15 protein-coding genes are annotated in these 20,731 nt (G+C 48.1%); 9 read left to right on the forward strand and 6 right to left on the reverse strand.

What is annotated here, in order from left to right; genetic code table 11:
• From BUB19_RS24815 to BUB19_RS23155, 7 genes are all read left to right on the forward strand, one after another.
• Positions 1-277 (forward strand): transposase (locus BUB19_RS24815; protein WP_394333894.1); only part of this gene is annotated, 277 nt, incomplete at its 5' end.
• Position 278: 1 nt separating this feature from the next.
• Positions 279-1,886 carry a SusC/RagA family TonB-linked outer membrane protein gene (locus BUB19_RS23130; RefSeq protein WP_262485850.1) on the forward strand — a complete coding sequence of 536 codons (1,608 nt, stop codon included), beginning with the start codon at positions 279-281 and terminating at the stop codon, positions 1,884-1,886.
• Between the two features lie 20 nt (positions 1,887-1,906).
• Positions 1,907-3,700, forward strand: coding sequence for a RagB/SusD family nutrient uptake outer membrane protein (locus BUB19_RS23135; protein WP_073098189.1), 1,794 nt, complete (start codon positions 1,907-1,909; stop codon positions 3,698-3,700).
• 180 nt (positions 3,701-3,880) lie between these two features.
• Positions 3,881-4,192 (forward strand): hypothetical protein, encoded by a 312-nt coding sequence (locus BUB19_RS24050; RefSeq protein WP_143156148.1) that lies wholly within the window; start codon positions 3,881-3,883, stop codon positions 4,190-4,192.
• Positions 4,193-4,211: 19 nt separating this feature from the next.
• Positions 4,212-6,110 carry a heparinase II/III domain-containing protein gene (locus BUB19_RS23145; RefSeq protein WP_073098193.1) on the forward strand — a complete coding sequence of 633 codons (1,899 nt, stop codon included), beginning with the start codon at positions 4,212-4,214 and terminating at the stop codon, positions 6,108-6,110.
• Positions 6,111-6,447: 337 nt separating this feature from the next.
• Positions 6,448-8,328, forward strand: a complete 1,881-nt coding sequence (locus BUB19_RS23150) for a heparinase II/III domain-containing protein (protein ID WP_073098195.1) — start codon at positions 6,448-6,450, stop codon at positions 8,326-8,328.
• Positions 8,319-9,755, forward strand: a complete 1,437-nt coding sequence (locus BUB19_RS23155; RefSeq protein WP_245802938.1) for a BNR repeat-containing protein — start codon at positions 8,319-8,321, stop codon at positions 9,753-9,755. Before BUB19_RS23150 ends, BUB19_RS23155 begins: the two co-directional genes overlap by 10 nt.
• A 154-nt stretch (positions 9,756-9,909) precedes the next feature.
• On the opposite strand, the gene BUB19_RS23160 is transcribed toward BUB19_RS23155, so the two are convergent.
• Complete coding sequence (locus BUB19_RS23160; protein ID WP_073098197.1) at positions 9,910-11,286, reverse strand: OprD family outer membrane porin; 1,377 nt, start codon at positions 11,284-11,286, stop codon at positions 9,910-9,912.
• On the reverse strand, positions 11,283-12,347 hold the full coding sequence (locus BUB19_RS23165; protein WP_073098199.1) for a c-type cytochrome: 1,065 nt from the start codon (positions 12,345-12,347) through the stop codon (positions 11,283-11,285). The genes BUB19_RS23160 and BUB19_RS23165 overlap by 4 nt, the downstream gene beginning before the upstream one ends.
• A gap of 239 nt (positions 12,348-12,586) precedes the next feature.
• Between BUB19_RS23165 and BUB19_RS23175 the strand changes: the two genes are divergently transcribed.
• The gene (locus BUB19_RS23175) at positions 12,587-14,539 is read left to right on the forward strand and encodes a heparinase II/III domain-containing protein (RefSeq protein ID WP_073098202.1); all 1,953 of its coding nucleotides are present in this window, start codon (positions 12,587-12,589) and stop codon (positions 14,537-14,539) included.
• Between the two features lie 156 nt (positions 14,540-14,695).
• On the opposite strand, the gene surE is transcribed toward BUB19_RS23175, so the two are convergent.
• From surE to dnaG, 4 genes are all read right to left on the reverse strand, one after another.
• Positions 14,696-15,487 carry a 5'/3'-nucleotidase SurE gene (gene surE, locus BUB19_RS23180; protein WP_073098204.1) on the reverse strand — a complete coding sequence of 264 codons (792 nt, stop codon included), beginning with the start codon at positions 15,485-15,487 and terminating at the stop codon, positions 14,696-14,698.
• Complete coding sequence (locus BUB19_RS23185; RefSeq protein WP_073098206.1) at positions 15,487-16,140, reverse strand: hypothetical protein; 654 nt, start codon at positions 16,138-16,140, stop codon at positions 15,487-15,489. Before BUB19_RS23185 ends, surE begins: the two co-directional genes overlap by 1 nt.
• Positions 16,141-16,225: 85 nt before the next feature.
• Positions 16,226-17,443 (reverse strand): bifunctional 3,4-dihydroxy-2-butanone-4-phosphate synthase/GTP cyclohydrolase II, encoded by a 1,218-nt coding sequence (locus BUB19_RS23190; RefSeq protein WP_073098208.1) that lies wholly within the window; start codon positions 17,441-17,443, stop codon positions 16,226-16,228.
• Positions 17,444-17,521: 78 nt separating this feature from the next.
• Positions 17,522-19,447, reverse strand: coding sequence for a DNA primase (gene dnaG, locus BUB19_RS23195; RefSeq protein WP_073098210.1), 1,926 nt, complete (start codon positions 19,445-19,447; stop codon positions 17,522-17,524).
• Between the two features lie 184 nt (positions 19,448-19,631).
• Between dnaG and BUB19_RS23200 the strand changes: the two genes are divergently transcribed.
• The gene (locus tag BUB19_RS23200; protein WP_073098212.1) at positions 19,632-20,729 is read left to right on the forward strand and encodes an Mrp/NBP35 family ATP-binding protein; all 1,098 of its coding nucleotides are present in this window, start codon (positions 19,632-19,634) and stop codon (positions 20,727-20,729) included.
• Positions 20,730-20,731: the final 2 nt, after the last annotated feature.

Genomic DNA, 20,731 nt, shown 5'->3' on the forward strand with positions numbered 1-20,731 from the left:
TGGGGAAAGGAACCCGATAGAAGGCAAGTTTGGTCAGGCAAAAAACGGATACGGAATGAACCGGATCAGGGCAAGGCTCAAAAACACCAGCCAATCGTGGATCGCTTCAATTATCCTAGTGCTCAACCTGGTCAAATTGGCCGGGATGGCACTCCCATGTCTGAGTTTTTCAGCGTGGAAAGATTTAAAAAACATGCTCAGAAACGCCATAAGGCAGATTCTGGAGATCCAGAAAATACAAAACCAGCCCAGAGAGCTATCTGGCCTGGTTTTATAAACTGGTCTTTTTTGAGTTTTTCAGCAGACCCTATGTAATCAATGCCGTTGCGGATTACAAATTTGATCTACCTGAGAAGCACAAACTGAATACCATGATTGGTTATAACCAGGAGTGGGGCCAAAACAAATTTGTCCGGGCACAGAACAATACACTGATCACGCCTCTGATTCAGGATTTAAATGCTACCATTGGCTTGCAGCAGACATTTGGTGGCAGCAACCACATGTCTTTGCGTGGCGCATTCTACCGTGTTAATTATATCTTTGACGACCGTTACCTGATCGAATCGAATGGCCGGTATGACGGTACATCAAGATTTCCTGCTGAAGATCGATTTGGTTTCTTTCCCTCCATATCTGCAGGCTGGAGAATTTCCAACGAAGACTGGATGTCAGGTTCATCGAACTGGCTGGATGAATTGAAAATAAGGGCCTCTTATGGTACCCTGGGCAATCAATTGTTGGGCAACAATTTCTACCCCTACATTCCTACCATGGGGATTGGACAGTCTTCTTTTATGATGACTGCTGGACAGCGTACGCCTTTTGTTTCGCCCGCAGGCCTGGTAAGCCCCACCTTGACCTGGGAGACGGTGATTTCCCAAAACCTGGGGATCGACTTTGCCCTGTTTGGAGGTAAATTAAGCGGTGCTTTTGATGTATTTACCAGAGATACCAAAGACATGTTGATGAGAAGGGAATATCCATCTATTTTAGGAACGGGCGCACCCCAATCCAATGCAGCAGATCTGAGAACCTATGGCTGGGAGATGGAATTGACTTACAGAAACCAGTTTACATCAGATCTGAATTATGATGTTACCCTGGCGCTGTCCGATTGGCAATCTACCATTACCCGGTTTGAGAATCCTTCAGGGGCTTTACCTGCAAGTAATATTTATTACGAAGGACAGATGCTGAACGAAATCTGGGGATATGAAACAGTGGGCATATTCCAGACCCAGGAAGCCGTAGACAATGCGGCCGATCAATCTGCCCTGGGAGCCAACTGGAGGCCTGGCGACATCCAATATGCCGACCTGAATAATGACGGCAGGATTACCCCTGGTAACAATACCCTGGAAAATCCCGGAGACAGGAGGGTGATTGGAAATTCCACCCCAAGATATAGTTTCGGTGTCAACAATAACCTGCAGTGGAGAAATTTCAATTTGAACTTGTTTTTCCAGGGGGTATGGAGCAGAGATCACTGGCCTACTTCCGGCAACTGGACCTGGTTTTTCCCTTTCAATGCCGGGCATGTGGAGCGCTATTTCATCGAAGATTCCTGGTCTGAGGACAACAGGGATGCTTACTTCCCACACCCACACATTTCTACCAATGACAAGAAGAATATCCAGACACAAAGCAGGTTTTTGCAGAATGCAGGATATATCCGCCTGAAAAACGTGAACCTGGGATACAACCTGCCATACAGGTGGATGGAAACCATCGGTTTCCAAAGTGCCAACATCTACTTTGCAGGCATGAATCTTTGGGAATACTCCCCGATCAGGCCGCCATTGGATCCTGAAACCATCTGGGCGGGTGCCATTGAATATCCCATGCAGCGTATTTACACCTTGGGTGCCAGGATTACTTTCTAAACATTAAAAAGCAAGAAATAATGAAGAACGATAATATATATTTCAGGCTTGCACTGGTGAGTTTAATCATGCTGGGAGCCTGTAACGACGAGTTTCTGGAAAGGTATCCTCTGGATGAAGTCAGCAACGAGACGTACTGGAATACTGAGAATGATCTGGCTACCTATAACAATACCTTTTATCACATGTCTCAAAACGATGTGAATATTCCCATCATGTTGGGACATCACAATGGTTTTGATAGTCAACTAGCTACTTATTTAAATGTAGATGGATTTGCCGACAACCTGGCGCCAAACCATGAAAGGCACCGTCCTTTTCAACAGGTAAGGGCAGGCCGGCAAATTGTACCTACCACCTCTTCCGGGATCGGCAACCAATGGTATGGCTATCGAGGCTGGGATTTCGTAAGGGCGATCAATATCGGCCTCGAGAATTATCCTAAGGCGGCCATTTCTGAGGAGGCGCGGAACAAATATGTAGGCGAAGCCCGCTTGTTCAGGGGTTGGTTTTACCACCATATCGTCAAAATGTTTGGCGATGCCCCCTGGGTAGACCGGGAGCTAAACATAGATTCCGAAGAACTCTTTGCAGAAAGAATGCCCCGGGAACAGGTGATGGATAACGTACTAGAGGATTTGAACTTTGCCACCACCCATATACCAGACGATTGGGGAGATGGCAATGAGCCTGGCAGGCTTAATCGATGGGCTGCACTTTTGGTGAAATCCAGGGTATGCCTTTTCGAAGGTACCTGGAGAAAATACCATGGTGGCTCTAATCCGGAGATGTGGCTGAGAGAAGCTGCCGATGCGGCACAGGAATTGATTGAAAACGGGCCTTATATGTTGTACAACACAGGTGACCCTGAGCATGATTACAATGCTTACCACCGTATATTGGATGTATCCGGTAACCCGGAGGTGATGGTTTGGAGAAGGTACCAGTTGGGAATTCTTACCAACCACGTTCAGAACTATTATTCCTATTCTGGCGGAGCTACCCGTAATTTCGTGGAGGATTACCTTTGTGAAGACGGATTGCCCATTACCTTATCTCCCCTGTATCAGGGAGACGACACCATAGAGGATGTGTTTGTTAACAGAGATCCCAGATTGAGGCAGACCATTTTGCACCCGGATGATTCCGAGTATTACATGTATCACAATGCCGATGGCAGGGAATATCCCAGGATTCAGGGCATGCAGGGCGGTCGCACGTCTTCTACAGGATACCATGTGATCAAGCACTACAATGCGCTGGATATGATTGGCAAGGCCTACAATACAGCCGAAACGCCGGCCATTATCCTGCGTTTTGCTGAAGCCTTGCTGAATTTTGCAGAAGCCAAGGCAGAGCTGGGCGAGATTACCCAATCAGATCTGGACATGAGCATTAACCTGCTTCGGGACAGGGTAGCCATGCCGCCACTGGACATCAATCCGCCTATGGATCCCAGGTATGCTGATGACGGTATTTCTTCCCTGCTGGTGGAAATCAGAAGAGAGCGACGTATCGAGCTGTTTGGCGAAGGTTTCCGGTATGATGACCTGAGGAGATGGAAGCAGGGTAAAAAGCTGGAAAACCCCGATATGGGCATACAGTGGAATGCCGCTGCCGAAGCGAGGTATGAGAATGCCATTATACACACCAGCGTGGACCCCGAAAATGGCAAAACCTATATCGATGTGTATAAGAATACCGACTGGGCAGATCCTGTATTTGACGAAAGCAAAGATTACCTCTGGCCTATTCCGTTGAATGATCTGGCGCAGAACCCTAACCTGGGACAAAATCCCGGCTGGGAACAGTAAGCGTACGGCATAGTGGTATCTATTGCAAAAAGATGTATCAGAAAACCTGCTCTAATAGGGCAGGTTTTTTCATGTAATTTACATGAGTGGAAGTGAACCAGCGGGTTGAAAATGTAAACATTGATTATCTTTAGCGAAACATAGAGAAACGGTTCCTGTTTCGCCCCAAAATAATGCAGTATGTCAACACAGCGTCTGTTTTCAGGCATTTCCTTGCCCGGATTCCTTTTTCCGCACCTTTCTGGCAGCAGCCAGCCGATGCAGCCCGCGTCGCCAATCCAATGCGCCAGATTCCGGATCAAGGGTTTGAAGGTAGCCTTTTGTAAAGCTTTCCAGAAGCTTTCGGCCTATACGCAGACCAGGCTGAGGCCTTACCAACACGTATCTACAGATTATCGAGTACCCGGATTATACGGAAATACTGTGGCGCATCACCACAATTCCGGAAATCTACGTACAAATGTCCGGGCTTTTCTTACCCTGATGAACTAATGATTAACGATTAATAGCCATGAAATACCCAAAATCACCTTTAATACTTGTGTTCCTGGCAGTAATGCTTGCCGGAACTTTACAGGTATCCGCGACGGCACCAGGTAATACCATTGCGCTGGATGACCCTCAGGATCCAACCAAACTGGAAAACCCTATAACCGTAAATTACATCAAGCGAAATCTGCGCAAGAGTAGTCCGAAACTTGCCCTTACCCCCGCCTGGGAAAGAAACCTCAAGAGAAAGATTAAGGATGACCCCATGGTAGCCAATTACTATGAAGCCGTGAAAGCGAATGCCGAAAAAGTGCTCGAAGAACCGGAGCTAACCAGAAATATGGTCGGCCGAAGGCTTTTGGGGACATCCAGGGACATGCTTCACCGGATGAATGTGCTGGCGATCAGCTACCGCATAGACAAGGACCAAAGAATGCTTGACAAAATAAATAAGGAACTGCTCGCTGTAGCCAATTTTTCCGACTGGAACCCATCACATTTTCTGGATGTGGCGGAAATGGCCACTGCAGTGGCCTTGGCCATAGACTGGGTAGGCAAAGACCTTCCAAAGGCTACGGTGGACCTGGTCAAGACAGCACTGATAGAAAAGGGGATAACGCCGAGTTGGGAAGGCAATCGTGGATGGATCGATGGGACCAACAACTGGAACCAGGTATGTAACGGGGGAATGATCGCAGCATCCATCATGATAGCTGACCGGGATCCGGAGCTGGCAGCCAAAACCATCTCCCGCTCCCTGGATGGTATGCCACATGCGCTGGAGGAGTATGGTCCCGATGGGGTCTATCCGGAAGGATCTACCTATTGGGGTTACGGCACCGCCTTTTCTGTTTTGACCTCAGCCATGCTGGAATCTGCCTTTGGTACAGATTTCGGTTTGGCCGAGTACCCGGCATTTAAAGCCAGTGCAGATTTTCGGAAGCTGAGCATTGCCCCCTCCGGCTGGTATTACAACTACGCAGATTGCGGGGACCGGCATGGTACTGCAGGGGACATTATTCTGGCCTGGTTTGGCACAAAAACGGGGAATCCGCTATATATCGAAAAGGAGAAGTTTCTCCAGGACCCGAATGATATGGGAAAGCTGCACCGCATAGCCGGTGCTGGCCTGGTGTGGCTGGCTCAGTTCGAAGGCAGCGCTGAAGATGGTCTGCCCACGGCATGGAAAGGAGACGGGTCCAATCCTATTGTAATATTCCGGGATGATTCAGATGCCCCCGACAGTTACTATTTTGGCGGAAAAGGCGGTAAAGCCACCATCAGCCATGGCAATATGGATGCCGGTTCCTTTATCTGGGAGTTAAATGGGGTAAGATGGGTCATTGATCCTGGCAACCAATCCTACAATGAACTGGAACAAACCGGGTTTGACTTATGGGGAAGGTGCCAGGATTGCGAACGCTGGACATTACTTACCAAAAACAACTATGGGCACAGTACCCTTACTGTCAATGATGCGCTTCACATCAACGAAGGTTTTGCCAGTTTGGAAAACTTTTCCGAGGGAGCAAAGCCCGAAGCGCTCTTTGACCTGACGCCGGTATTTGGAGACAAGCTGGCTAAGGCGCATCGCAGGTTTAGCCGGCCGGATAATTGGTCCTTATTGATAGAAGATCAATTGGAGGCCAACGAAAATACCAAAATGATTACCTGGCAACTGATGACGCAAGCGGATGTTGAGATCGTCGATGGAGGCGCTATTTTAACACAAGATGGTAAATCCGTAAGGTTGGAAAATCTGTCCCATCCCGATTTAAGGGTTTCTGTGATTTCCCTGGATCCAGCCCCATTAGCATTAGACCGGCAGATTGAAGGATTGAAACGTCTGGAAATCAGGTTACCTGCCTGGATCCTTGAAAATGGTAAAGGGACGATTGAAGTCAAATTATCCGCTTTGTAATAGGAGACTGTTCGGGATTTGCAATCCCGAACCCAGATACCGCAGGATTTGCAATCCTGCCAGCGGGATCGTTAAGGAAAGAGAAGACGTAAGGACCGTTTCGTGACCGTTACGGGGATTGCAAATCCCCTTTTATCTGAACCACGGGATTACAAATCCCGCGGAGTGTCTGTTCGGGATTTGCAATCCCGAACCCAGATACCGCAGGATTTGCAATCCTGCTAACCGGGATGTTAAAGAAATAGAATCCATCAATGCTATCAGGGGAGCGTTAAGGCGATCAAAAATCCCGCGGAGTGGCAGTTTGACATAAATATCAAACAAAAAGCAAATTAACATGATGAGAAAACTTTTGGTTTGTAAGGTATTTATTCTCGCAATGCTGCTTGACATTTCCAACCTATGGGCGCAGGAGGTTCCCAGAGCGCTTCCCCTGGAGCACCATCCCAGGATTTTGTTGTTGCAGGGACAGGAAAGTGAAATCAAAGCACTGATTGGGCAGGACCAGCGTTGGCATAACCTGCATCAGGCCATCCTCAACGAAGCAGATCAAATCATTGACGAAGCCCTGCTGGAAAGAAAGCAGATTGGCCGAAGGCTGCTTTCCGTCTCCAGGGAGGCTTTAAGAAGGATATTCCACCTGGGCTACGCTTACAGATTAACCGGCGCCGCCCGCTTTGCGGAAAGAGCGACAGCGGAAATGATGAATATTTCCGGATTTAGCGATTGGAATCCCAGCCATTTTCTGGATGTGGCAGAAATGACCATGGCCCTGGCGATTGGCTATGATTGGCTTTTCGATACCTTATCTCCCGAAAGCAAAACCAAAATCAGAGCGGCGATTGTCCAAATGGGTTTGGAGCCATCATACAATGAGGAATACAACTGGTTTCTGGATGCGACGCATAACTGGAACCAGGTGTGTAATGCGGGTATGATATATGGGGCATTGGCAGTATACGAAGACCACCCCGACCTGGCTCACCGGACCATACAGCGGGCAGTGGATACCATTGGCAAAGCCATGAGTGATTACCAGCCAGATGGAGCCTACCCGGAAGGTTATGGCTACTGGGGATACGGCACCAGCTTCAATGTCCTGTTTCTGGATGTATTGGAGAAAATCTACGGGACGGATTTCGGACTGACCGACACGCCGGGTTTTCTCCAGACTGCCGGATTTTACGAACACATGTCCGGAGTAACAGGATATCCGTACAACTGGGGCGATGCCGGGAGCGGGAAAGGCAACCTCACCCCTGCCATGTTTTGGTTTGCGCAGCGAAAGGATCAACCTTCGTTATTGTGGGTAGAGCGGGATTATCTGGACCAGCCTGATTTGAGTAGCCTGACGAGCAACCGGATTCTTCCTGCTGCCCTGATATGGGGGAGAAATCTCCCCCTCAGAAATATACCGGTTCCTGAGGACAAGGTCTGGGTGGGGCAGGGAGCCAACCCAGTAGCCTTGATGAGAACCTCATGGACCGACCCCGAGGCCATCTACCTGGGTTTTAAGGCGGGGTCACCCTCCGTTAACCATGGTCATATGGACATAGGCTCATTTATCATGGAAGCTGAAGGTGTCCGCTGGGCCATGGATTTTGGAAGTCAGAATTACGAATCGCTGGAATCCAAAGGAATTCAGCTTTTTGGAAGAACCCAGGATGCACAGCGATGGACTGTCTTTAGACTCAATAATTTTGTGCACAATACCCTGACTGTTGATGGAGCCCTGCAGCGGGTCGATGGGTATGCCAGAATCGATCGACACGGTACCGGTGAGAATTTCCCATTTGCTGTATCGAACCTGACCACGGTTTATAAAAACCAGCTGGAGAAATTCCAAAGGGGTGTGGCCATAGTCGATCAGTCCTATGTAGTGGTCAGGGATGAGATCAGCAACAATGATTCAGCCTCCCTGATCAGGTGGAACATGCTCACCCCGGCTGAAGTCACATTGGAAGGGGATCGGGCTGTACTATCACTGGAAGGCAAAAAGCTTTACCTGATGGTTCAGGGGATGTCTGGTGTGCAATGGAAAACCTATAGTACCGAGCCCCAGACCGACTATGACGCACCCAATCCGGGTACAGTCATGCTTGGCTTCGAATACCAGGCCCAGGCTGGAGAAGAGGTAGACTTTCAGGTGCTGCTCGTTCCGGAAGCTTCTCTTTTTAAGATCAAAGAGCAAACCAAAACATTGGCAGAATGGAAATGATGAATCGTATCGGATGGATAAAATCAGGGAGGGAGGCGAGCTTCAGGTTTGGTGCCTGTTGCCTGTTGGCAATGCTGACGTTGTCTTTCTGCTCGGAAAAGGCGGATGATGGCCCCATCATCATTGATGAACGGGATCAGGGAATGTCCTTAAAAAACACCATGGCCATAGACAAGGTTTGGTCAGGGCATCCGGTTGGGTTTTCCTTGCTGACGCATGGAAACAGGCAGTACATTGCCTATTACAATGAAGACCGGCACATGACAGTAGGACAGCGCAATTTGGAAGATGCTTCTTTCGAGCGCTTCACCCTCCCGGTGTTTGACAGAGAAGAAGGGGAGGGCACCAGTACCATACTGAATTGGGATAGCCACAATTCCGTCACTCTCGCAGTAGATAAGGAAGGATTTATTCACCTGTCGGGCAACATGCACGTACATCCTCTTACCTATTTCAAATCCACCAAACCACACGATATCAGCTCCCTGAAGCAGGAGATGAAAATGGTGGGTCGCAACGAGCAGCGATGTACCTATCCCAAATTCATGACCAGCAGGGAAGGGGAGTTGATATTTCACTACCGCGATGGTGGAAGCGGCAACGGGAATGAAATTTACAATATCTACGACACGGAATCAGGAAAATGGTCCAGGCTTTTGGATGCACCGCTCACTGACGGCAGAGGTGAAATGAATGCTTATGCTTCCCAACCTACTCTCCGGGAAGATGACTGGTACCACATGTACTGGGTCTGGCGGGACACGCCGGATTGTGAAACCAACCATGATTTGTCCTATATCAAAAGCCCGGACCTGATCAATTGGTACAACGCTTTTGAAGAGCCGGTACGCGTTCCCGTGACCATTGAGCAGCAATCGGTAATCGTTGACCCCATTCCCCCGGGCGGTGGCATCATTAACCTGGCGGCCAAACTCTGTCTGGACGAAAATCAGCAAGCGCTGATGGGCTATCACAAGTATGATGAAGCCGGCAACCTGCAGTTTTACGTAGCGAGAGCAAGAGATGGAAAATGGACGTCCAAACAAGTAACCGATTGGAATTATCGTTGGGAATTTTCCGGTCGTGGAAGCATTGATTTTGAAGTCAGGGTTGGCACATTTGAACGTAGGGATGATGGCAACTATGAACTGGGCTACCAGCATGTGGAATATGGGAATGGTACCATCCTGCTCGATAAGGAGCTGAATCCTATCGGGAAGGTTCTTAAACCCGAGTCTTATGTTGCTGGTTTGCAGCCAGAGGATGATTTTCCGGGCCTGGGTGTTCGATCTGCGGGAGATTTGGGAAAGTCGGAGAATGGAAGAACATATATGCTCAAATGGGAGACGCTAGCCCGCAACAGGGACCGTCCCCATCCCGAACCGCTACCTGCCCCCAGTCAACTGTATTTGCTGGAGTTGGAATAGCCGCAGAGCGCCTTATCTGGGTTCGGGATTGCAAATCCCGAACCCAGATAAGGCAGGATTTGCAATCCTGCTTAAGGATCTTGTCAATAATAACCAAGATATCGAGGTGATTTCGGTAACGTTTGGGGATTACAAATCCCGCGGATCCTGCGGTTCAGAATTTGCCATGCTGCCAGGGGAGGGTATAATTGAGTATGGTATTGAAGTGAATCAGATTGACTTTATTGTACACCCATGCAGGCTTCAGCTCCTGTTGATCCAATGCAACTTTCCCCATCATGATCAGGTGCAGGTGTAAACCCCTCACCAATGCATCCAAATTGTAGCGCATTCCCAGGTTGAGCTGAGCATAGCTGGGGACGGCATACTTGTTTCGGCGGGCATCGGCTGCATCCGGAAGGAAGTAAATGCCCACAAAGCTATATGCCTGTATCGGGTGAGGGATAAAGCTGTGCTGAAAGTAGGTGCTAAGTGCATCTACCTGTCCGAGGCCTTCATTTCTTTCCCTTGGGATAAAGGTATAAAAGGGATCCCTTCCCCATTCCCTTGGACTCAGGTAGCGTCCCTTTCCCTGCATGTTTGTGTAGTTGAGGTACCAAAGGTTTCGTTTGGATTGAAGCCCTATTCTTCCACTAAGGATTAAGTGGTAATCCTCCGGATTTCGGTAGCGTAGGTCGATTTCTTCATTCCCTCCATTTCCCAGACCATGCTGGAAGGTTGCCTGCAGCCCGGTGATACCTTTCAGGTCTGTCTCCGGGATATTCCAGTGCTGATCCCATTGGGCCAGAAAGGCGCTGTAAATGTTGTCTACCAAAGTGTGGTTGAGCTGTAGCTTCCCATGATCCTTAAGCGCGAAATTGGCGTTCAGGACATGGGCAAAATCAACGTGGGTATTGTTAAAGTAAGCAGATGGACTACCTGCAACATCTCTGGCGACAGGGTACATGCCTATACTTTCGCCCAAACCAAACCAGCCGCCGGTAGACCGGGGAGAAACAGCCCAAAACAAGTTGCTTTGCATCTCAATTTGCGGATGAAGCTGGAAGTGCAGTTGCAGACCTTCTACATAGGTCGGACTCAGCCGGCCATCCTGGGGGTTGATGAACGGGGTATTGATTTCCATTCTCCCCAACTTTGCCTGAAATTTTTCCATTTCGAAGGCAAGGTTCAGGTTACCTGTTTTCCCAAAAATCCGCCGGTCCAGGTGATTGACGTCAAAGAGCCCTACCTCATAGCGGTTGAGGTTAGGTACCCGCCGGTCAAGCGCCGTCAGATCAGAACTTAATAGGCGCAAAAACCCCAGATATTCAGCATTAACTTTAAACCCATGGGGAAGATTGCTGCTCAGGGAAACCCTGGCCATCTGACCCCAGGCGTGGTCATTTTTAAAATCTCCACCTGGGTAGCTTGTACCCATCAGGTAGGAGCGTAGCCCAAGCTCCACATTTGTTTTCCAGAGTGTACTGTCCTGCCGGGCATTCAGGGGAAACCACAAAAAAGACAGGTATATGATCAGTTGTAGTGTTCTCATGGGGTCCCGGCTTTTGCAGCCAATATGGGTTGAAATGGTCCAAATTTGTGCTGCGTTTCTGAAAAGGAGTCTGCATAGGGACCGAAGGGATGGTCCATAGGCTTACGGGAGATATCCGGCCAGTCAGCAGATTTGTCTTTCGAAGGCCTGTCCATCGAGTTGACGTAAGCAGCCAGATCCCAGGCCTCTTCATCGCTGAGCATGGGCCTTTCATGGCTTGCTCCGAGAGGCATATTGGCCTTTACGAAACCTGCAAAGCGGGAGATCCTGAAAAGTCCGGCTCCATCATTGTAGCTATTCGGTCCCCACAGGGGAGGATAGAAATAGGCCAGGCCGGAGGCATGTTGTAGGCCCTGCCCTTCGGCGCCGTGGCAGCTTGCACACTTTTGCTCATAGGTGGTTTTTCCCAGCAGCGGATCTGCTGCCCTATCCATCAAAGGTACCGCATAGATGCCGGTTCCTGATGGGACGATACCTTTGGGAACGTCCTTCCCCAGCCAGCGCATGTAGGCTACCATGGCCCGCATTTCCTCGCTTTCCCGCTCCAGCGGCTGCCCATTGAGGCTCCTCTCAAAACAATCATTGATCCTTTTAGGGATATCTTCCATTTGGCCCGATCTGGACCTCACTTTGGGATAGCTGGAAGCTACAGCCCCAAAGTTATTGCCCAATGGGAGGGTACCGGCTTGCATATGGCAATTCTGGCAGTTTAAGCCGTTGGATATTTGCATGACTTTACCTTTTGGTCCCAGGTATTCGGATGTATGTTCGATCAGCTCCCTTCCGTATTCAATTTGCCTTGCATTGGGTTCGGCCGAAACGGTATTCCAGTCGGGTGCCTTCCAGAGATCATTCAGAGATATTAACGGCTGAACCTGTACGGCAGCCTTTTTTTGAGGATCTGATACTTCGCTCTGAGGGGCTGCTGGTGTGGAATTTTCCAGGTTGGAATGCGTGATGATGAGCAGGCTTAATCCAAATAGGCTCAGAACCAGAATGCTCAGCAGTAAACCCAAAATTCCTTTGACCAGCAATAGTGGTGATGGGTCAGATTCTTTCATTACTATACCAGTTTTTTTGAAACAATATTACGGCTACTTTGCCAAAGGAGAAGTGATTACTATCACACAGAATGCTTCTGCGGAATAAAAAATTTTGTAATTTGTGGGTTGGTTGAACATAGGATGCTCCGGTATAGGACCGGAAACCGGTATGATCAGAAGAAAAGTTGGCGATCCCTGATGTAAACTTACTGCATTGGGCGATGCAGTTTCATTTTTAAACAAAAACCCAAATGACTATGAACCTACAGAAGAGCATAGTGTTGCTGCTGATACATTTTACCCTTCTACATGTAGCAGTTGCGCAGGACCTTATCAGCGGGAAGTATTCAGGGCAGGAGCTTTCTGAATTGTTGATTCCCCTGAATGAATGGAAGCCATTTCCTGCTCTGGAAAACAGGGCTGCCTGGGAAAGTGCGGACCCGAAGGCCATGGAGGCCTACCTGCAATATGCCAACGATCATATTGATTATGATTGGCCTTACATTCCGGCCACCAAATCCTTATTGATAGACAGGACAGGCGATAGGGATGAATACCAGGCCATCACGTTTGAGAAGCGCCGCATGCTGGGCAGCATGATTTTGGCTGAGCTATATGAAAATGAAGGGAGATTTATCGACCCTATCATCAATGGCGTCTGGAGCATTTGTGAAGAGTCTTTCTGGGGAGTTCCGGCACACCTCCCCAAAACAGACGAATACTCCGGATTGATGGATGTGACCCGGCCTTTTGTGGATTTGTTTGCCGCAGAAACAGCCACTTACCTGGCCTGGGCAGACTATTTTTTTGGGGAGAAATTTGATGAAATTTCCCCTCAAATCCGCAAGAGAATACGTCATGAGACGCAAAAGCGCATATTTGAACCCCTGATGAACCAGCACCATGGCTGGATGTCTGCCAACGCAAATGGCAGGCCTCCCAATAACTGGAACCCCTGGATTTGCTCCAACTGGATCAATAGTGCACTTCTACTGGAGCAGGATCAGAGCAAAAGGGCAGCCCTGGTATATCGGGCCATGGAAGTTTTGGATGAATTTTTGAATCCCTATCCGGAAGACGGGGGCTGTGACGAAGGTCCCAGCTATTGGGGTGCTGCTGCAGCTTCGCTATACGACAACATTTCTCTGCTTGACCTGGCCACAGGCAATGCCTTCCAGTACGTGTATGCAGATGAGAAGGTAAAAAATATGGGCAAGTTTATCTACCGGGCGCAGATCAGCGAAGATTATTTCCTGAATTTTGCAGATGCAGATCCACAGCCTAATATGGCAGCTTCTATGATCTACCGGTACGGCAAGGCCATTCAGGACCCGGAAATGATGAAATTTGGTGCCTTTTATCGCAGTGAAAATGATTTTACGCTGCCCCGATTCCATTTTTTCAGAAACTTTTTTGAAGTATTCATGCACGAGGAGTTTAAAGATGCCGAAAAGGGCCTTCCGCTTCCCAAAGATGTCTGGCTTCCTGACATACAGGTAATGGTGGCCCGAGATGCGGAAGGTAGCACAGCGGGCTTTTTCCTTGCCGGGAAAGGCGGACACAACGATGAAAGCCATAACCACAACGATATCGGAAATTTTGTGGTCTATTACAACGGTCATCCACTGCTGATCGATGTTGGCCGGGGGACCTATACCAGAAAAACCTTTAGTGAAGACCGATACAGCATTTGGTACAATCGTTCAGATTACCACAACCTGCCCACCGTAAATGGATCGGTACAATTGCCAGGGAGTCAGTATAGGGCCAAAACAGTCAGCCACAATGCCCGGAATAATTCCAGTTCGATGCGTTTGGATATCTCCGGTGCCTATCCTGAGGATGCCAGTATCACCTCCTGGGACCGGACCCTTACCTTGCAGAGGGGCAAACGGGTGACTGTGGATGATGTTTTTGATCTGAGGCAATCTGATGGTCTGGTGCAGCACCTGATGACCATATATCCCGCCAGGGTCTCGGCACCGGGAAAATTGATCATCCCTTTTGCCGATGGGGAAGGAAATGAGATTCCTTTTGAATTGACCTATGATCAGAGGAAAATGGTAGCTACGGTAGAAAAGGTACCTTTAACAGAGCCTGAGGACAGGGGGATAGAACAGAAATGGGGAGATACCATTTACAGGATCAATTTTACTTACCAGCACATCCCCGACAAAGGTAAAAGTTCATTCGTCCTTCAAAAACAATAGGAATGGACTGTGTTAAAATCAGCCAATATCCTCAGTTCTTATCAAAAAGCGGCATCAGGAGAGTCGGGATGTAACAGACCAATTGAGCCTGATGACGGTGTAGTTGCCAGTCGGATTTTAACCCTCAGAGAGGCTGGCATTTATTCCCCCGGATTGTCAGAAGTTTGATTTGATGCTTTCCCAATCCCAATCGTTGTTGATCTGCGGGATAGCATGGTGAGCCGTCATGTCAAATTGGCAAGGCACCACGGCCGCATAGTTATTGGCAATGGCCCATTCGTCATTGTCCTCTCCCTTATCGAAATTGACAAAATTACCTGCCATCCAGAAATATTTTCTTCCGTTGGGGTCATATCTTTCTTCGAAATCTTCCTGCCATTTGGCTCGGGCCTGCCGGCAGATCTTGATACCTTTCAGGGCCTCATTTCGCTTGGGAGGAAAATTTACATTGAGCGCTACCCCTTTCGGAATCCCATAATCCAGCACTTGTTTGGCAATTTGATACACGTGGGGCTCTACATGGGAGAATTCGGCATCTGAACTGTAATCGCAAAGGCTGAAACCTATTGAAGGATAGCCTTCAATGGCCCCTTCGATGGCGGCCGACATGGTGCCTGAATACAACACACTGATAGAGGTGTTGCTTCCGTGATTGATGCCACTCACGATCAGGTCAGGCCTTTTGTCTTTCAATACATAATGTTTGGCCAGTTTTACGCAATCAGCAGGTGTTCCGCTGGATTTGTAGGCTTTTACATCTTTAAAAATTTCCTCCTCATAGAGCCGGAGTGTATTTCCAATGGTGATGGCGTGTCCCATTCCCGATTGGGGACTGTCTGGCGCAACCACTACGACATCTCCCAATTTTTTCATTACATCTACAAGGACACGGATACCCCGGGAAGTGATCCCGTCATCATTGGATACTAAAATTAAAGGTTTGGACATTAAGAGTTTCTTTTTATCTGGTTGTAATAAGCGGTAATCCGCAGCAGGTCTCCTCTCTTATCGTGAGAAAGCCTGTTTTTTCTCATGTAAAGCTTCATTTCCGATGATTTATCGTCCATGAAATCGTTGAGGAGTTCCCTTTTTTTCTGGCTGTATTTATAAATTTTTTGATCCTGTAGAAAATAAAAGTCAAAATCAAGCCGGTTAAAGCCTCTTCCCATCATGGGCATTCCCCACATGGGGTTCATGTACATGCCCCGCATACCCATGGTGTTGAAATTTCTGTTGTCAACGGTAATGTACTCCCTGCACAGCAGGGTGATTTCCTGGCCTTCTGTTAGCAATTCAAAAAATATGGGCGTCTTGTAGTCGGAGTTGAGTGCATACGGCAGGCTATAAAATATACGGATACCCCCGTATATTTCATCAAAGATTTCGAAATGACTGATAGAAGCTGAACTGAAGGTTTCAACGGTGTTTGATTGCACCTGCACAATGTTAGCTTCCAGGTCATATTTAACCTTACCTTCACGCATTTCACCAGAGCTGAGGAATACTTTTCCATCGTGCCAAACCTGAGAAGGAAACTCCTGGGCTGCTGCAATGGTGGCAAATAGGAATAAAGAGGATAATATGAACAAATACTTCTTCATGACATGTTTACTTTTTGCTTCTACACCTGATACGTAAAATAATTGGCTTATGTTGAAGCAGGCCGGAGTAAAAACCGTTAGCAGGTTATTTGCGCATGATTTGATGTCCCATTTTATCTCTCTTGGTCTGCAGGTACCGCTCGTTGTGGGGGTTAGAATTGATTTCCAGGGGCACCGTGCCGACTATCTCCAGGCCATAGCCCGACAGCCCGATCCTTTTGGTAGGATTGTTCGTGATCAGGTTAATCTTCGTCACGTTCAGGTCACGGAGAATCTGCGCGCCTACCCCATAATCCCTTTTATCCATAGGGAATCCAAGTGCAAGGTTGGCTTGTACGGTATCCATACCTTCTTCCTGTAGTTTATAGGCCTTCAGCTTATTGATCAGTCCTATGCCCCGGCCTTCCTGGTTCATGTAGAGCACCAGGCCCTTGCCATGTGCTTCCACCATTCGCATAGCCTCATGGAGCTGAGGGCCACAGTCGCATCGACAAGATCCAAAGATATCGCCTGTAATGCAGGAAGAATGTACGCGCACCATCACGGTGTCCCCTTCCTCCCATTTACCCTTGATCAGGGCCATATGGATTTCGTCGGTATTGGTCTGCCTGTAAGCAATCAGGTCAAAGTCGCCCCATTCTGTGGGCATTTCCACACCGATTTCTCTTTTGATCAGGCTTTCGTTTCTGAGGCGGTAAGCAATCAGGTCTTTGATGGAAATCAGCTTGAGGTCAAACCTTTCGGCCACCTGCACCAAATCCGGTAAGCGGGCCATGGTGCCGTCCTCGTTCATGATCTCCACCAGAACGCCTGCAGGCTGTAAACCTGCCAGGCGGGCCAGATCTATGGCAGCTTCAGTATGGCCTGTTCGCCTCAAAACCCCTCCTCTCTTTGCTTTTAAGGGGAAAATGTGTCCCGGTTTTCCCAGCTCTTCCGGACGTATTTCCGGATCAATAAGTGCTTTGATCGTCTTGGACCTGTCACTAGCCGAAATGCCTGTGGTGCAACCATGGCCAATCAGGTCTACAGATACCGTAAATGGTGTTTCAAAGGCCGCAGTATTGGTACCTACCATCAAGTCCAGGCCCAGCTCTTCGCACCTGTCCTCGATAAGCGGGGCGCATATGAGTCCCCGGCCGTGAGTGGCCATGAAATTGATGATTTCGGGAGTTACTTTCTCTGCTGCACAAACAAAATCCCCTTCATTTTCACGATCTTCATCGTCCACCACAATGATGATTTCCCCATTTCTGGTGGCTTCTATGGCTTCTTCGATGGTATTGAGGTGAAAAGTATCTTCCATTATATTTCCTTATCTCTTTAAATAAAGTCGCAAAATTACGATTATTTATTAGTCTAACTGTTTTTTCGAAATATTAGTTTAATTCCTGGAAGGGATTACATTACCCAATTCCCGGTCAATTTTTGTTTTTAATTGGGTGATTTCCATGTACACCGGCAAGAGCTCATTCAGCTCTGTTTCCGTGGCATCCTTAATTTTCTCCTGGACTTCCAGGCGCATTTTTTTAAGGTATGCACTTTTGAGTTTCAACGATATGCGGTAGGAAGTTTCCGAAAGATCATCTGACTCTTTCCTGGTAAATATCTGGTGTTTGATCTCCCAGTTGAGGGATATTTCCCGATTCTGTGCGATCATGTCAATAACTTCCTTTTTCACCCCGGCATCTTGTGTGTTAAGAAAGTAATCGTATTTGGGCAATATTCCCTGTAGCAAAGCTTTTTTATAGTGCAGCAACAGTTTTTGGAATACAGGGGTGTCGAACTGTAGCTCCTTGATCTCTTCGAGCAGGTATTCGCACACGTGCATCTCATCAGATACCTTTTCAAAGCCATAGTTGATCAAAATGCGTATCAACTCCCGCTCCTCCCTGATCGTTTTGGGCTGGAGTTTGTCTTTTTCCTCTTCCGGGCTGGTGGGGAGGGTTTCTTCCAGAGGCAGCACTTCTTCTGTCCTGGCAGCAGGTTTTGATTGCTGTTTCAGCAATTGCCGGTTGAGTTCGGTGAGGAGGATTTCCTCTTCCATGGCCAGTAGTCTGGCAGATTCTTTGGCATAGACTGACCGAACAATAGGATCAGGTATTTTTGCTATGCTAAGTACCACCTGTCTGATCGCCTCGGCCTTTTTGATCGGATCTCCGGCCGCTTCACCGGCAAAAAGGTCAATTTTAAAATGGATGAAGTCTTTTTGTCCTGCCTTAAGGAAATCCTGAAATTCCCGTTTTCCTGACTTTCTGGCAAAGCTGTCGGGGTCTTCCCCACTGGGAAAAACGACCGCTTTTACGTTGAGCCCGCCTTCCAGCAGCATGTCAATACCTCTCAGCGAGGCTTTAATTCCGGCCTCATCTCCATCATAAAGTACGGTGACCTGATCTGAAAATCGCTTGATCAATTTGATCTGGGATTCGGTCAGAGAAGTGCCCGAAGAGGCTACCACGTTTTCTATGCCCGCCATGTGCATGGAAAGAACGTCGGTATACCCCTCTACCAGGTAACAGTTCCCTTCCTGTCTGATGGCTTGCTTGGCCTGGTAGATGCCATATAGCACATCGCTTTTATGGTAGATAGCGGTTTCAGGGGAGTTGATATACTTGGGCTGCTTTTTATCCTGTGTGAGGATCCTCGCCCCAAATGCAATGGCTTTTCCACTCAGGTTATGTACCGGAAAAATGACCCTGCCCCTAAAGCGATCGTAATAATGGCCCGGGCTGTTTTCCCGCTCCAGTATCAATCCGGCCTTCAGCAGATTATCCACTTCAAAGCCCGATTTCCTGGCCTCCAGGAGTAGCTGATCCCAGCTGTTCAAAGCATAGCCCAGGTCAAATTTTTCTATGGTTGCCAGATCGAAGCCCCTTTCCTTAAAATAACTAAGTCCTATAGACTGCCCTTCATCGGTTTTGAGGTTTTGCTGAAAAAATTCCCTGGCAAAGTTTACTGCTATGAAGAGGCTTTCCCTTTCATTGTATGCCTGAATATCTGCAGGGTCCTGGCTTTGCTCCTCTTCGATTTCGATCCCGTATTTTTTGGCCAAATGGCGGATGGCTTCGGTAAAACCAATCCCTTCTATGTCCATAATGAACTGTATGGGGTCTCCGGCTTTGCCGCAGCCAAAACATTTGTAGATTTGCTTTGAAGGAGAGACGGAAAAAGAGGGCGTTTTTTCCTGATGAAAAGGGCAACAGGCCCAGAGGTTTTGTCCTTTTTTCTTCAGGGATACATAATCGTTGACGACTTCTTCGATGTCGACCCGATCTTTAACTTTTTCTGTTGTCTGATTGGATAAGCCCATAACATTGCTAGATCAGACAAAGATAAGTGTATTCGCTGAAACATGGTAAAGCCTGTTGCGTTGTATTGGGTAAACCATTTGCTTCCTGAACAGTTTCACTGTGTTGAAGACTGCTTTTAAGGAGGATTAAATTTTAATAAATGCCATATTAAGGCTAAATTGCGGGGGAATTTAAAGCGTTGGAATGGATATTTCGAAAGAGAAGATTTTGAAGGCACTTGCCACAGTTGAAGATCCGGACTTGAAGAAAGATCTGGTAAGTCTCGGAATGGTTCAGGATCTGCATGTACTGGAAGACGACACGATAAAATTTAAGGTGGTGCTCACCACCCCGGCCTGTCCCTTAAAGGAGTTGATCCGCATGAATTGCGAAGAGGCCTTGAAGAAAGCGTTTGGACCGGACGTTCAACTGGATATTGACATGACCTCCAATGTCACCACGATTCGGAATGATTCGCCGGTGTTGCCTGAAGTGAAAAATATCATCGCCGTGGCTTCCGGAAAAGGCGGTGTGGGCAAGAGTACCTGCGCCTCGAATCTGGCAGTCTCACTGGCAAGGTCAGGAGCCAAAGTAGGCCTCATCGATGCCGATATATTTGGTCCTTCGGTACCCACCATGTTCAATGTGGAAGGAGAACAGCCGGCGGTGAAGCAGGATAATGGAAAGAACATTATACAGCCTATAGAACAGTATGGGGTCAAACTCATGTCCATAGGATTTCTGACGCCGGCTGAAAGTGCAGTGGTATGGAGAGGTCCAATGGCGAGTTCTGCCTTGAAACAATTTATCGGAGATGTGGAATGGGGCGAACTGGATTATCTGTTGATTGACCTGCCACCGGGGACATCTGATATACATCTGACCATGGTGCAGACCCTTCCGGTGACGGGAGCGGTGATCGTGACGACGCCCCAAAAAGTTGCCCTCGCCGATGCAACCAAGGCACTGACCATGTTCAAGCAGGCGCAGATCAACGTGCCCGTGCTGGGTGTGGTAGAAAACATGGCTTTTTTCACGCCAGAGGAACTTCCGGAGAATAAGTACTATATATTTGGCCAGGGAGGAGGAAAGAAGCTGTCGGAAAAATATAAGGTTCCGTTTTTGGGAGAAATTCCCCTGGTACAGGGTATCCGTGAAAGCGGAGACAGTGGCTACCCCGCCGTAATGAAAGAGGGTATAATCTCCAGGGCCTTTGCCTTGTTTGCTGAAAATGTAGCCAGGCAGGTGGCGATCAGGAACGCCGAGATGAGCAAAACAGAAATCGTACAGGTAAAAGTATAAAC

Source organism: Cyclobacterium lianum (genome assembly GCF_900143075.1).
GTDB lineage: Bacteria > Bacteroidota > Bacteroidia > Cytophagales > Cyclobacteriaceae > Cyclobacterium > Cyclobacterium lianum.

Excerpts from the sequence above, each read along its gene's own strand:
- BUB19_RS23185 (WP_073098206.1), bottom strand. The coding sequence starts at position 16,140 with ATGAAGAAGTATTTGTTCATATTATCCTCTTTATTCCTATTTGCCACC.
- dnaG (WP_073098210.1), bottom strand. The coding sequence starts at position 19,447 with ATGGGCTTATCCAATCAGACAACAGAAAAAGTTAAAGATCGGGTCGAC.
- BUB19_RS23150 (WP_073098195.1), top strand. The coding sequence starts at position 6,448 with ATGATGAGAAAACTTTTGGTTTGTAAGGTATTTATTCTCGCAATGCTG.
- BUB19_RS23145 (WP_073098193.1), top strand. The coding sequence starts at position 4,212 with ATGAAATACCCAAAATCACCTTTAATACTTGTGTTCCTGGCAGTAATG.
- BUB19_RS23160 (WP_073098197.1), bottom strand. The coding sequence starts at position 11,286 with ATGAGAACACTACAACTGATCATATACCTGTCTTTTTTGTGGTTTCCC.
- BUB19_RS23175 (WP_073098202.1), top strand. The coding sequence starts at position 12,587 with ATGAACCTACAGAAGAGCATAGTGTTGCTGCTGATACATTTTACCCTT.
- BUB19_RS23135 (WP_073098189.1), top strand. The coding sequence starts at position 1,907 with ATGAAGAACGATAATATATATTTCAGGCTTGCACTGGTGAGTTTAATC.
- BUB19_RS23155 (WP_245802938.1), top strand. The coding sequence starts at position 8,319 with ATGGAAATGATGAATCGTATCGGATGGATAAAATCAGGGAGGGAGGCG.
- BUB19_RS23200 (WP_073098212.1), top strand. The coding sequence starts at position 19,632 with ATGGATATTTCGAAAGAGAAGATTTTGAAGGCACTTGCCACAGTTGAA.
- BUB19_RS24050 (WP_143156148.1), top strand. The coding sequence starts at position 3,881 with ATGTCAACACAGCGTCTGTTTTCAGGCATTTCCTTGCCCGGATTCCTT.
- surE (WP_073098204.1), bottom strand. The coding sequence starts at position 15,487 with ATGTCCAAACCTTTAATTTTAGTATCCAATGATGACGGGATCACTTCC.
- BUB19_RS23165 (WP_073098199.1), bottom strand. The coding sequence starts at position 12,347 with ATGAAAGAATCTGACCCATCACCACTATTGCTGGTCAAAGGAATTTTG.
- BUB19_RS23190 (WP_073098208.1), bottom strand. The coding sequence starts at position 17,443 with ATGGAAGATACTTTTCACCTCAATACCATCGAAGAAGCCATAGAAGCC.